This window comes from Bacteroidota bacterium, assembly GCA_016718825.1.
Taxonomy (GTDB): Bacteria; Bacteroidota; Bacteroidia; order J057; family JADKCL01; genus JADKCL01.
This window is the reverse complement of sequence record JADKCL010000025.1, coordinates 44,392-57,910: the sequence shown is the minus strand read 5'-3', so window position 1 is coordinate 57,910 and position 13,519 is coordinate 44,392. Positions and strand designations below refer to the sequence as shown.

General features: G+C 51.3%; 12 protein-coding genes. 8 read left to right on the top strand and 4 right to left on the bottom strand.

Annotated elements, in window-relative coordinates:
* Positions 1 to 1,074: a cytochrome-c peroxidase gene (locus IPN95_22040; GenBank protein MBK9452048.1), complete on the bottom strand. Its 1,074-nt coding sequence runs from the start codon at positions 1,072 to 1,074 to the stop codon at positions 1 to 3.
* 113 nt (positions 1,075 to 1,187) lie between these two features.
* Positions 1,188 to 1,637, bottom strand: a complete 450-nt coding sequence (locus tag IPN95_22035; protein MBK9452047.1) for a MarR family transcriptional regulator — start codon at positions 1,635 to 1,637, stop codon at positions 1,188 to 1,190.
* Between the two features lie 286 nt (positions 1,638 to 1,923).
* On the opposite strand from IPN95_22035, the gene IPN95_22030 reads away from it, so the two are divergent.
* The 3 genes from IPN95_22030 (at position 1,924) to IPN95_22020 (ending at position 5,022) form a co-directional block, all read left to right on the top strand.
* Positions 1,924 to 4,053, top strand: coding sequence for an elongation factor G (locus tag IPN95_22030; protein ID MBK9452046.1), 2,130 nt, complete (start codon positions 1,924 to 1,926; stop codon positions 4,051 to 4,053).
* Between the two features lie 114 nt (positions 4,054 to 4,167).
* Positions 4,168 to 4,410: a hypothetical protein gene (locus IPN95_22025; protein MBK9452045.1), complete on the top strand. Its 243-nt coding sequence runs from the start codon at positions 4,168 to 4,170 to the stop codon at positions 4,408 to 4,410.
* 45 nt (positions 4,411 to 4,455) lie between these two features.
* Entirely contained in the window at positions 4,456 to 5,022 is a 567-nt protein-coding gene (locus IPN95_22020; GenBank protein ID MBK9452044.1) for a hypothetical protein, read from the top strand.
* 3 nt (positions 5,023 to 5,025) lie between these two features.
* Here the strand turns inward: IPN95_22020 and IPN95_22015 are convergent, their stop codons facing one another.
* Together IPN95_22015 and IPN95_22010 are read right to left on the bottom strand one after the other, a co-directional pair.
* Positions 5,026 to 5,445: a RidA family protein gene (locus IPN95_22015; protein ID MBK9452043.1), complete on the bottom strand. Its 420-nt coding sequence runs from the start codon at positions 5,443 to 5,445 to the stop codon at positions 5,026 to 5,028.
* 9 nt (positions 5,446 to 5,454) lie between these two features.
* Positions 5,455 to 6,948 carry an acetyl-CoA carboxylase biotin carboxylase subunit gene (locus tag IPN95_22010; GenBank protein MBK9452042.1) on the bottom strand — a complete coding sequence of 498 codons (1,494 nt, stop codon included), beginning with the start codon at positions 6,946 to 6,948 and terminating at the stop codon, positions 5,455 to 5,457.
* A gap of 185 nt (positions 6,949 to 7,133) precedes the next feature.
* Between IPN95_22010 and IPN95_22005 the strand changes: the two genes are divergently transcribed.
* The 5 genes from IPN95_22005 to IPN95_21985 all read left to right on the top strand — a co-directional run bounded on the left by IPN95_22005 (position 7,134) and on the right by IPN95_21985 (position 13,519).
* Positions 7,134 to 8,051: a hypothetical protein gene (locus IPN95_22005; protein ID MBK9452041.1), complete on the top strand. Its 918-nt coding sequence runs from the start codon at positions 7,134 to 7,136 to the stop codon at positions 8,049 to 8,051.
* Positions 8,052 to 8,150: 99 nt separating this feature from the next.
* Positions 8,151 to 8,915: a hypothetical protein gene (locus tag IPN95_22000; protein ID MBK9452040.1), complete on the top strand. Its 765-nt coding sequence runs from the start codon at positions 8,151 to 8,153 to the stop codon at positions 8,913 to 8,915.
* Between the two features lie 103 nt (positions 8,916 to 9,018).
* Positions 9,019 to 10,590 carry a LysM peptidoglycan-binding domain-containing protein gene (locus IPN95_21995; GenBank protein ID MBK9452039.1) on the top strand — a complete coding sequence of 524 codons (1,572 nt, stop codon included), beginning with the start codon at positions 9,019 to 9,021 and terminating at the stop codon, positions 10,588 to 10,590.
* The gene (locus IPN95_21990) at positions 10,587 to 12,227 is read left to right on the top strand and encodes a hypothetical protein (GenBank protein MBK9452038.1); all 1,641 of its coding nucleotides are present in this window, start codon (positions 10,587 to 10,589) and stop codon (positions 12,225 to 12,227) included. The genes IPN95_21995 and IPN95_21990 overlap by 4 nt, the downstream gene beginning before the upstream one ends.
* On the top strand, positions 12,224 to 13,519 hold the full coding sequence (locus IPN95_21985; protein ID MBK9452037.1) for a hypothetical protein: 1,296 nt from the start codon (positions 12,224 to 12,226) through the stop codon (positions 13,517 to 13,519). Before IPN95_21990 ends, IPN95_21985 begins: the two co-directional genes overlap by 4 nt.

Below are 13,519 nucleotides of genomic sequence, written 5' to 3'. Positions count from 1 at the left end.
CTAGTTAGGATCTGAAAACGCTGGATTCGTCAGAAATTCCTGATCTGTCAACGACTTCATAAAGGCCAAGAGATCCGATTTTTCCTGCTCCGTCAAAAATAACCCGTCAGGCTGCTTGATCTGTGGTGACAGGGTTGGAGAACGTACGATTCCCGAATTGTAGTGCTCAATGACTTCCTCCAAGGTTGCAAAGCGTCCATCGTGCATATAGGGGCCGCTAACTTCGACATTCCGCAGGCTGGGCACCTTGAATTTTCCCGTATCACTTGTGCGACCCGTTACGCCGGCACGTCCGATATTGTCGGCATTGAAGGTGGCGTCCAAACCATTGTTGTGATATTCGAAGGTGCTCAACAAATCCACGGTATGGCAATGGAAACAATCACCCCGTTCCGTAAAGAAGATTTGCATCCCCCGGAAAGCCGCCTGACTGAAGCTGTTGGGTTCACCCCGGTAAAACTTGTCATATTCGGAATTTCCCGAAATCAACGTGCGCTCAAATTGAGCGATTGCCTTCACAGCCAATTCCTCCGTAATGTCATCTGTTCCGAAAGCCGCCTTGAACAATCGTGGATATTCAGCAGTCGCTTGAAGCTCAGCAACTGCATTTTCCCAACTCTCATGCATTTCGATCGGATTGATGACAGGCTCGCGTGCTTGGACTTCCATCCCAAATGAACGGCCATCCCAGAAGAATTCCTGCGCCCAACCCAAGTTCATGATCGCCATGGCGTTCATGTTTCCCAATTGGCCGTCGATACCCTCGCTGAATTGTTTTCCGTTGTCGCTGAAGGCAAAGGCCTGGGCGTGGCAGGAACCACAAGACTGGGTATTGTCTCCACTGAGAAGCTCCTCATAAAACAGCTTGCGGCCAAGCTCGACACCTTCGACGGTCATGGGATTGTCTGCAGGAATCGTAATGGGTGGCATGTTGGAGGGCGTTTGCAACTCCAAGGGGGTTGGTCCCAAATCCGTCAGCAATGGCTCCCGTTGGTCAATGACACAACCGGTAAACATCAAAATAGGAACCGAAACGGCCCATGTCAAACGTCTGGCTATGCGATGATTTCTCATAATTCGTTGGAAAGCCTTTTTCCAAAACTACGTTCCAATCGCCGCTTTTAAAAGTGACTTCGCTCAATTTCCCCGCGACATTTCCCGCTTTTTCCCGAGAAATTTAAGGGAGACTAACCCCTCAGTCGATCAAGCAGGCTGCTCAGCATCTCCAATTCATCGTCGCTGAGGTTATGCACGTTGCCTTCGACTTGATCCAGAACATTTTCCAACTGCGGCAAAATGGCAAGTCCAACCGGAGTGATCAGCACATTCACCTGCCGACGGTCACTCGGGCAAACAGTGCGCTCCACGTAACCCTTGGCGAGCAACTTTTCTACCAAACGTGAAGCATTGCTCATTTTGTCCAACATGCGGTCGGTGAGCAAGGTAATTGAGGCCGGATTGGGATGTTGCCCACGCAGAATGCGCAGGATGTTGTATTGCTGTATCGTAATTCCGAATGGTTTCAGGACTTTGGCTTGTCGCGAATGAATCCAATTGCTGGTATAAATAATGTTCACGATACCCTTTTGGAGGGGACTCTTGAACTTGGCCTGAACAATTTCCTTTTCGATTTCCATTGTGGTTATCGGGAAAACCCGTTTAGAATTCACTTACAACGACAAAGTTGGACCAAATGCTACAAATTTCAAAGTTTTTGCCAGCCCTCCTGCCGTGCTGCCGCATTGCAACACCATTTCGCGGAAAATTTCCCTAGAAAATCAAAATGAGCTCAAAACCCAATAGACTTTTAGCTAAACATTCTATAAATTAATGACTTCCTGTCCGTTGCGAATACGCTACGAAACAAAACGCTCTTTCACACTCGATTGATCACCCCTAACGGCGATTGCCATTGCTACGATTATGAAACACTTTGCAACAAAAGACATCAAAAACGTCGTGTTGGTTGGCAGCACAAAATCTGGCAAAACTTCCCTTGCAGAAACCATGATGTTTGAAGGCGGCATCCTGCAGCGGCGAGGCAGCGTGGAAGAAGGCAATACCGCCTCAGATTACACCGATTTGGAGAAGGAAAAAGGGTATTCTGTTTACGCCGCGTTGCTGCATACCATTTGGCGAGACACCAAAATCAACATCATCGACACCCCCGGCAACGACAATTTCATTGGCGAATTGCTCGGTGGTTTGCGCGCAGCCGACACTGTTGTGATGGTACTCAACGCCGCCCAAGGCGTAGAAATTGGAACGGAAATCATCTGGCGGCACGTCAAAGCAAGCGGGAAACCGGTGGTGATCGTTGCCAATCAAATGGACCATGAAAAGGCTGACTACGATCAACTACTAGAGGAGGCAACCGCGCTGTTTGGATCCGCGGTGATTCCCATGCAATTTCCACACAACGCAGGCGTCGGATTTGACAGCGTCGTGGACCTGCTCAAGATGACCATGTACAAGTTCAAAAAGGATGGCGGCAGGCCTGACAAACTTGCCATCCCGTCGGATGTACAATCCCAAGCAGCAATATGGCACAATACCCTGGTCGAGGCGGCCGCAGAAAACGATGAGACCTTGATGGAAAAGTACTTTGCCCAGGGTTCCCTCGACGAGGACGAGCTGCGGCAGGGAATCCGACTGGGGATGATGAAAGGCGCCATTTACCCCTTGTTTGTGGCGTCGGCAAAGCAGAACATGGGATCCGGCAGGATGATGGGCTTCATCGGCAATGTTTGTCCTACAGCGGCCGACGCACCGATTTTGCATACCACGGAGGGAAAGAAAGTCGCCTGTGACGGGAACGGCCCTGCAAGCGTCTTCATTTGGAAAAACAGCACCGAGCAGCATCTTGGGGAGGTGACGTTCTTCAAAGTACAATCCGGAATGGTTCAAGTCGGCGATGATTTACAAAATTCCCGCACCGGCAACAATGAGCGATTTGGCACATTGTATGTCGGCGAAGGCAAGAAAAAGCACACCATCAGCTTCATGAATGCCGGAGATCTTGGCATCACTGTAAAGCTCAAAGACGGCAAGGTCAATGATACCTACCGTCCCAAAGGTTCAGAAATCGCCTTTGAGCCCATCCACTTTCCGTCATCGAGCTTCATCGCTGCCATCAAAGCCGTCAATGCCCTTGACGAGGAAAAAATGGGCGAAGCCCTTCACGCGCTTGCCCAAAATGATCCAACCCTACACGCAGCCTACCGCGGCGAACTGAAACAGACCCTGATTGAAGGACAAGGCGAAATGCAGTTGGCCATGGTGAAAGCCGTTCTGGAAAAGCAATTCAAAATCCCCACCGAATTTATCAAACCACGGATCAGTTACCGGGAAACGATCCAAGGGAATGCCATTGCCACGTACCGCCACAAAAAGCAAAGTGGCGGTGCCGGGCAATTTGCCGAGGTACACCTCCGCCTTGATCCCTACATTTTTGACAATCCAATCCCGGCAGAATACAAATCGCGGGATATTCACCTGCTGGATCTGCCTTGGGGTGGCAAGCTGGAATTTGTGAATTGCATCGTCGGTGGTGCAATCGACGCAAGGTTTGTTCCCTCCGTGTTGCGCGGCATCATGGACAATATGAACGAGGGCCCACTCACGCATTCGCCAGTCAGGGATGTAAGGGTCTGCCTGTTTGACGGCAAAATGCACCCGGTCGATTCCAACGAAATGGCGTTTAAGATTGCGGCGAGCCACGCCTTTCAGGAAGCTTTTCTGCAGGCCAAACCCAAACTGCTGGAGCCCATCATGGAATTGGAAGTCCTCACCCCCGACGATACCATGGGTGAGGTGATGACGGACCTCCAAAACCGTCGAGCCACCATCCTCGGGATGAATGCCGAAGGCAAATTTCAAAAACTCCATGCCAAGGTGCCCCTTGCCGAACTGTACAAGTATGCGACGAGCCTAAGGTCGATCACCCAAGGCCGTGGATTTTACAGTCAAAGGTTTTCTGATTATGCCCTGGTCTCTGAGAATCTCAAAGACGCCATCGTCAAGGAATTGAAAGTCGTGGCTAAAGAGGATTGATGTTGAAGGGCAAATTGGCTTGGCTTTCAGGGATCCCAACTGAAACGAAGGCCGATGCTTCCACTGATCCCCACAAATCGGCAGGTTTGATTCAGAACGATTACCTTTTGTCAAATGACGTCAATGGAAATGCGCCGGTTTGCTACGCAGGAACTCCTGAAGGGAAATTCCTATGAGGCCGTGTACACAGACCTTGCGGGTCGCATCCATGGCCGAGAATTGGAGGCAAGTACCAGCGCGGGCATCATGAAACCTTGGGTGAAAATGGCGTACGCAGCTACAAACAAGCCGTTAAGTGGGTGGATTAGGGCAGTGCAAGCTCGTTTTAGTTTTGAGGACTTTGGCGAATCGCATTGACTTTTGTATCTTTCCGACCAATCCCATCAAATCCCTTTTCATTCTATGGCAACCATCACTTCCAAAGACATCAAAGAAATGATCCGCACCAAGGTGCTGGAGAACAAATCCCACCAAACGATCTATGACGAGCTCAACACGGCCATTCCCAACCGCGAAATCGACCTTGCGAGAATGGTTGGCGGATTCGTGACGTTGGCGCAGCAGGAGCGATTCAGACTTTGGAATTGGCTGTTGATCGTGCTTGTCGGATTGGCAGCGGTCGGCAATATCATCCTTGCACTGGTGAAAACAGGAGGCACTTGGGAGTTTGAAGTGTTCATGGTCATGATGGTTGCAATGGCCAACGCGGTCACGATGTTTTTTCTGTACAAGTGGAACCTATCGGCCTACTTGGCGATCGATGTGCTCGCGGTCCTCAGTATGTTTGAAGTTTCTTCGATGTCTGCCGAAATGGTCATTGACCCAAGTCGCGCCGGAAGCTGGGCCCTCATTGCCTTAGCCACCTACATTTATTCCCAAATCGGTGGCAGCTACAAAAGCCAAGCGAAGCAATACACCGACGCCAAGGGCCAAATCAGGGCCCGCCATACCGTCACCTTCAAAAAATAGGATTCACACCGTCGCCATTACCTTCAACTCGATCCCGATCGGCGTCGGCAGACAATTGATCTCCAATGTCGTGCGGCAGGGTGGATTTTCAGCGAAATACTCAGCCCAAAGTTTGTTGTAGATCGGGAAATCGTCCTTCATGTTGGTGAGGTAAACCGTCACATCGACGATTTTGTCCCAGCTACTGCCGGCATCTTCCAAGACAGCTTTCACGTTGGCGAAGACCGACCGGCATTGGACCGCGATGTCATACGAGACGATTTCGCCTTGCTCATTCAGCTCCACGCCCGGAATCTTTTTGGTACCGCGCTCTCGTGGGCCGATCCCGCTCAAAAACAACAGGTTGCCCACACGGCGCGCATGCGGGTAATGTCCGACGGGCTCAGGGGCTTTCTGCGAATGGGTGACGTCTTGCTCTGCCATTTTCTTTTCTTAGTTGAATAAACGGTGGCGTTTCCAATTGCTTTGTTTGGCTGTCTGAGCTGCTGCGCCAGTGAATGCCGTGGCACCACTCGTTGCCAAAACCGTCGAAGCCACCAATGCGGCCACTTCGTTTTCAGTTGCACTCAGCTCCTGCGCCAAATACTCTGGCTTGAAGTGCTTCTCGACAAACTTCGTGTCAAAGTTGCCCGAGACAAACGCCTCGTGTTCCAGCACAAATTCGCAGAAGCGCAACGTTGTCTCAAATCCCACGATTTCAAATTCGCGGATGGCACGCAGCATCTTGGCGATCGCCGTCGGTCTGTCTGCGGCGTGGGCAATCAATTTGCCGATCATCGGATCGTAGTAAATCGGAATTTTCATTCCCTCCTCAAAACCATCGTCCAACCGGATGCCGTGGCCCTGCGGACGTTTGTACACGTCCAATGTGCCGATGTCGGGCAGGAAGTTATTCGTAGGATCCTCTGCATATACCCGAATCTCAATCGCATGGCCATGAATTTGGAGATCTTCCTGGGTGAAGCTCAACTTTTCGCCGCGTGCAATTTTGATTTGCTCCTTGACCAAATCCAAGCCGGTGATCATCTCCGTTACCGGATGCTCGACCTGGAGACGGGTATTCATTTCAAGGAAGTAGAAGTTGAGGCTTTCATCCACCAAAAATTCGACGGTCCCTGCATTGTAATAGTTGCAAGAACGTGCAACGTTGACGGCAGCCTCGCCCATGCGCTGCCGCAGCGCAGGCGTGAGAATGCTCGAAGGCGCCTCTTCGACAACCTTTTGGTGGCGACGTTGCACGGAACATTCACGCTCGAAGAGATAGACAATGTTGCCGTGGTGGTCGCCCAGCACCTGAATCTCGATATGTCGGGGTGAGCCGACGAACTTCTCGATGAAGACGGCGCCATCGCCAAAGCTGCTGACGGCCTCGCTCACCGCGCGGTCCATTTGCTCTTCAAAGTCCTCGACACGGTCGACGACACGCATGCCTTTGCCACCGCCGCCGGCACTTGCTTTGATCAGAATCGGGAAACCGATTTGGGTCGCGATCGCCTTGGCGGCCGGAATGTCCGTGATTGCCTCGGCTGTGCCGGGGACAAGGGGCACATCAAAGTCCTTGACAGCCGCCTTGGCGGCCAATTTACTGCCCATCACGTCCATCGACTGTGGCGAAGGGCCGATAAAGGCAATCCCCGCCTCGGCAACCTTGGCAGCAAACCCCGAATTTTCGCTCAGAAATCCATAGCCGGGGTGAATGCCGTCCACTCCATGCTCCAAACAGAGCGCGATGATCTTGTCGCCCAAGAGGTAGGATTGGTTGCTCGGCGCCGGGCCGATGCAATAGGCTTCGTCCGCAAACCGCACATGCGGAGACTGCCGATCCGCCTCGGAATAAATGGCGACCGTGCGGATTCCCATTTCTTTGGCGCTGCGCATCACACGCAAGGCTATTTCGCCACGGTTGGCGACAAGGATTTTCTTCATGTAAGCTTGATTTCCAAGAGCGGCAAACTTACGAAATTTTGGAGACGGGGGATTGGGGCAGGTCGAGAAAGTTCCGGTAAGCCATGAAAACGCTTTGTCCCTTGGATGGGTCCCAAAGGCATCCTTTCTTCCCATAAACCTTGACAAATGAGCCCATTCAGCGTAGATTTGCAAAAAGATTCCGAATGATCATTGCCAACCCCATCTACGATGTCGCTTTCAAATTCCTGATGGATGATGACCGGGTTGCCAAGTTTTTCATCGGTACGATTCTGGAAGAGCAGATTGAAGATGTTTCCGTAAAGCCGCAGGAGCTTGTTTACAAAGATGAAAGCGGTGCCGGGTTTGCCATTTTCCGGCTTGACTTCATTGCAACGGTACGCACAGCCGATGGCGAACTCAAAAAAGTGCTCATTGAAATCCAGAAGGCCAAGAATGCCATTGATCTGATGCGCTTCCGGAGATATTTGGGAGAGCAATACAAAAAACAGGATGAAGTGAACGGCAAGAAAGTCGTTTTGCCGATCGTAACCATTTACCTTCTTGGATTCAACCTTCCGGAAATCGAGTCCTGCGTCGTAAAGGTGAACCGGCAATATGTCGATTTGGAAACGCACGAGATTCTGCATAAAAAAAGCGAATTCATCGAGAAGTTGTCCCATGACTGCTACGTGGTGCAACTAGGTCGCATCAAATCCAAGTTTCAGACCAAGCTGGACAAACTTTTGAGCGTGTTTGAACAGAATTACTTCTTTGACGAAAACAAAATCCTCAAAGAATACAAACACGAAGCAGACAACCCATCGTTGGCGCTCATGATCAACAAATTGCACTACATGGGCACCGAACCTTTGGAGAAAAAGAAAATCGAAGACGAAGAGGAGGCACACCGCGTGTTTGAAGTCTTTTTCGGCGCAACATTGCAAGAGCTAGAGGGGAAAATCGCCCAGAAGGAAAAAGCACTGGAAGAAAAGGACAAGGCATTGGGTGAGAAGGACAAGGTGCTGGAAGAAAAGGACAAGGTATTGGAGGAAAAAAACAAAGCCTTGGAGGAGAATGCCAAACTGATTGAGGAGCTCAAACGCAAACTTGGCCTCGATTGATTGTTGGCTGCGCAACCCAAACCGCATCAAAGGAGTATCAAACTCGGGAAATCATTGCATTTCCCCCGAATTCTTGAATCTTTGCAGATGCCTTTGAGGATGAAGACACACAAAAACATGTCGCGGATGGTTTTGCGAACAGTTGCGCTTTCGGGGCTGCTGTTGTTGATCATCGCTTGTACAACCGGCAGAAAGCACCTAGCATCAGATGCAGGAAATGCCCCTGTTGCGACTGCCCTCACTGCAGAGCAGCTGATTCAATTCGAGCCCGAAGCATTGCGTTTCGACTCCTTGCTTAAAACCGAACTCGAAGCCCGTGGCGGAATTGTGTTTTCAGGAAGCTCGAGCATACGCAAATGGGAGACTTTGCAGTCGGATATGGCGCCTTTGCCTGTGGTGAACCGCGGCTTTGGTGGAGCCATCATCAAACAAGTCACGCACTATACTGGAAAGATGATCGTCCCGCTGTATCCCAAATTGGTCGTGTTTTACTGTGGGGAAAACGACATCGCCAACGACAAATACCCCGCCGAAATGCCCCTCAATGACTTCAAGGCGTTCACCAAACAACTGCGCAGCCGGCTTCCCAATACTGGCATTTTGTTCATCTCGCTGAAGCCATCGCCCCTGCGTTGGAAATGGTGGCCCAAATTCCAGGAAACCAATCGCCTGATCGCAGATTACATCTCCAAGGAGAAAAAAATGTGGTACGTCGACGTCAGTCAACCCATGCTAGGACGGAACGGCAAGCCGATTCCCGAGCTGTTCACCAGCGATTCCTTGCACATGAATTCCAATGGCTATGAGCTCTGGACCAAGATCTTGAAGCCTGAGGTTGCAAAACGATTCGACGAGGTAAAATAAATTCTGCGATAAAAGCCTTGAAGACGTCTTAAAACGATTCGCATCGCCCTTGGATTTTTCCTAATTTCGAACTGTGGGAATGTGCCCTTTCAGAACCTTTGGATTGAATAGCCTGCTTTTGGGGCTGGTGACGATCGTTTTGGCGAATCAGCTTTTGGGGCAGCCAATTTCGACGCGTCACCGACTCAATGCGCAAGCACAGCTGATTTTGCACATGGATGGGCTTGAAAGCAGTTGGGAAGTTATGAACGCCCGCGCCAATGAGCTGAACAAAGGCGTTGCGCCTGAACCACTTCCGCTTCCTGTTGACGATCAGTTGAGCCGGGAACTACGGATGACTCTGGGAGAGATTCGTATCGATTTTGGTCCCCGTGTCAAGGAATTCATCCACTTCTTTACCAAACAGCGCCGCAGCACGACCGAGGCAATGCTCGGCGTTTCCAATATTTATGCTCCCGTGATCGAGCGCAGGCTAGTCGAAATGCAAATGCCCCCCGCCTTTGCCTATTTGCCTGCAGCCTTGTCTGCCTCCCATTTACGTGCGACTTCCGAGGATGGCAGCGCCGGACTCTGGCAACTCAACTATTTTGTTGCAGTTCGCCAAGGTCTGATTTGCAATGCAACGGTCGACGAGCGTCGTGATCTGTACAAAAGTACCCGCGCTGCGCTTAACCATTTGTATGATTTGAACAGGCTGTACAGCGACTGGGCGCTGACACTTGTTGCCTATACGTGCAGCCCTGCAAGCATCGCACGTGCAAGGGAGCGCGCAGGAGCGCGCGCAAATTTTGAACAGATGTATCCGTTTCTTCCTGAAGGCAAACGCGACTTTGTTCCTGCCTTTGCAGCTGTCGCTTACGTGATGTCGCATGCCAAACAGCTTGGGCTCAAGCAACTGGCAATGGAGGTGATGCCATTACCCGACCGCATTCAGTTGCAGGAACCATTGCGCTTCACGCATGTCGCCAATGCGCTTGGCATACCTGAAAACCAATTGCGCAACATGAACCCGGTGTGCCGTACGGAGGTCATCCCGGGTATTGGGATGCCCGTCCAACTCTGCCTCCCAAAGGGATATGGAACCCGATTCGCCGAATTGAAAGACTCGATTTATACCCTGCAAATGCGCAAGGATGCCGAGACCAAAAAACCGGAGCCCAAACCAGAAGCAACAAGTGCGGAAACCAACGATGCCCCGAGACCCGAGCCGGCCAAGCCCGTTCCACCCAAACCCTATGCGCCGCCCACCGGCACTTTGCCCCTGATCTACACCATCAAATCGGGCGACAACGTCGGCCTCATCGCGCAATGGCACGGTGTTCCGGTAAAGGACCTCCGCGAAATGAACGGACTCACATCCGACCGCATCAAGGCCGGAGAAAAGCTCAAAATCTACGTTCCAAAGGCTGATCTTTCTCGGTATGCACGCGTGGAAACGATGACATTTGCGGAAAAACAGGCTTTGACAGGATCAAAGGAGCCCGTGATCGTGCAACCCAAGCCGCAGCCTGCCGCCGCAGGCTATACGATTTACACGGTCAAATCGGGCGACAACCTTTGGTTGATTGCCAAAAAATATCCCGGTGTCACCACAGAGGCCATCATGAAAGCCAATGGCGTGAACACCAAACTTCAACCGGGCATGCAGCTCAAAATCCCCAAGGTGGCCAAGTGATTCCTCCTCACAAGATCGATCCGCAGGCAGGTCCCGACATCTCGCAAGATGCCGCACACACGTCAAAAGTCCGTGGTGAGCAAACAGGCGTCCCCCATTCGCCAGGGAAATTACCGCCGGAGACGGCGCCCGAAGGCAAGTCGTTGCAGCCACAGTATGTGCTCGGTTTTGTGACAGCAGTGATCTGCGTATTAGGTTTGATCGCACTTGTTTTTCCGAAACAAGGGGTAAAAATTCCGGAAGTCAAGCTTGTCGGGACCAACCTTACCGTGATTCCGGGTTTTACAGCCTATTTTCCGACTTGGAACGACTTTTTTGAAGCTGATACCAACGAAGCGAAAGATCTCGATGATATTCTGGCTGCTTTGGCAGCACCCATCGATTCCAAAACACAGGCGGCACTGGATACCACTGCTCAATTTGCAAAGGCCGCCAACATGAACCGGCCACCCAATACGATTCAATACCCCAACGATGACCCGAGCATTCTTTTCCCGGCATTCGAAGCTTTGGAAAAGGCACAACAAAGTCAAAAGCCTGTTCGCGTGATCCACTTTGGCGATTCGCAAATCGAGGGTGACCGCATGAGCGGGCTATTCCGAGCACGGATGCAGGAGCGGTTTGGAGGCACAGGTCCTGGGTTGGTGGCTGGCAAGCCATTGACAAGTTCGATGTCGGTCGTCCAAGAAGCCTCGGAAAATATGCGGCGCTACGCGCAGTATGGCGGAATTGACAAGTCGGTAAAACATCGTCGCTACGGTGCAATGGCCATTTTCAGCCGATTTGCGCCGATCGTTCCTGACTCCGCATTTACCGAATCAGAAACACATACTGGATGGTTGAGCATTGGTGTGCCCGGATCTGCTTATGCCACGAGCAAGACCTTTACCAAACTCAAAATGTACTACGGTTTCAACCGGAGTGATGTCAACGTCAAGGTATTCTTGGACGACGTGCTATTTGCGGATGAAACCTTGCCCGCCAACAAGACGCTGAAGGTCAAGACTTGGCGATTCAACAGCACGCCCAAGAAAATCATGATCATCATGGAGGGCTTTGACAGTCCTGACATCTACGGATTGAGCTTGGAAGGAGATGGGGGCGTGGCCTTGGACAATATTTCGATGCGCGGCAGTTCCGGGACGACTTTTACGAGTTTGGAACACATCCCCTTCAAGCCGATGCTCGACAGTTTGAATCCTAAGCTGCTTTTGCTTCAGTACGGCGGCAATACGGTTCCGTATATCAAGGACAAGAAGGCAGCCGACAACTACGGCCGCAGCTTCAAGGCACAAATTGATTACCTGAAGGGCTTGGTGCCTGGAGCTGCCATCATTGTGATTGGACCGGGCGACATGAGTACGAAGGTGGATGGCGAAATGCAGACCTACCCCAATTTGGTGGATATTCGAGACGCGCTACGCAAGGCGGCATTTGATGCTGGCGCAGGATTTTTTGATATCTACGAAGCGATGGGTGGGCACAATTCGATGATTACCTGGGTCGAAGCCAAGCCTTCCCTTGCGGCTGCCGATTACGTCCACTTCTCACCGGGCGGCGCAAAGATCATTGCCGAGGCATTCATCAAGTCTTTCATGGCCGATTATGAGGCCTATCATCAAGCACGGGTCAATTGAGAAAGTTGATGCTTCATAGCTTGCGGATGGGACTTCGCCTGCGGGTGGTTGGCTTTTTGCTGGCAAATTTTGCCCTGCTTTGCGGAGCTGCATTCGGCCAACAAGACTATCCCTACGCGGTCAATCAATATCCGTTTCTCCATGCCGACCAAAACCAATTGACCTTTCCTGGCGCTCCGGATGCCTACGAAAGGTTGTTCAAGAAATTTGATCAAGTGCTGTTCAGCGGTCGCGGGCAAGTGCAGGTCGTGCATATTGGCGGATCGCATATACAGGCAGATATGTGGAGCGACCGCATGCGGCAGCGCCTACAGCATTTTTTTCCCGGCACAGAGGCTACCCGCGGATTGCTGTTTCCTTTTACCATGGCCCGCACCAACAACCCCTACAACTATCACACGGAATATACCGGTCAGTGGGAAAGCTGCCGGAATGTACAATGGAACCGTGCCTGTGACCTTGGCCTCACAGGCATTTCTGCCACCACGCGCGACAGCAGTTGCCGCATCAAGGTCTTTTTCCGAGGGGCTGATTATCCGCAGTACGAATTTAACCGCGTACGCATTTTTCAAGATACCGATAGCACAAGCTACACTGCCCGTGTGGTCAACTCCGGCGTAAGCGCAAGTTATGCGGTGGACACCGCACTCGGATTTTCAGCGCATCGATTGGGCTCCTTTCAAACCTTCGTCGAAATCGAAATCAAAAAAACCGCGCCCTCGCAGAATCATTTTACGCTGTATGGCATCAGCATGGAAAGCGACGACCCCGGATTTGTGTACAGCGCGATGGGCGTAAACGGCGCAGCGACCAAAAGCTACTTGCGCTGCTCGCTGTTTGAGCAACATTTGAAAGCCATCACGCCTGATTTGGTCATTTTTTCCGTAGGGATCAACGACGCCAATACGACTGAGTTTGATTCGCATCTCTTCGAAAAGAATTACGACTCCTTGGTGGTCAGGGTGCAGCGCGCATCTCCCAATGCCGTCGTGCTCTTCACGACCAACAATGACACCTATTACCAAAAGAAGTACCCCAACCGCAATGCCGAAAAAGTAAGAGCTTCCATGCTCAAGCTTGCCAAAAAACACAATGCTGCGGTTTGGGACCTCTTTGAAGTCATGGGCGGACTTGGATCAATCAAGGACTGGATCGCCGCAGGCTTGGCCAATTCAGACAAGATACATTTGCTCAAGCCCGGCTACGAATTGGTGGCTGACTTGATGTTCAATGCGTTGATGCAGGCTTATGATCAGCATCTGAAAATCGTTTATCAAAACAATCCAAAATAA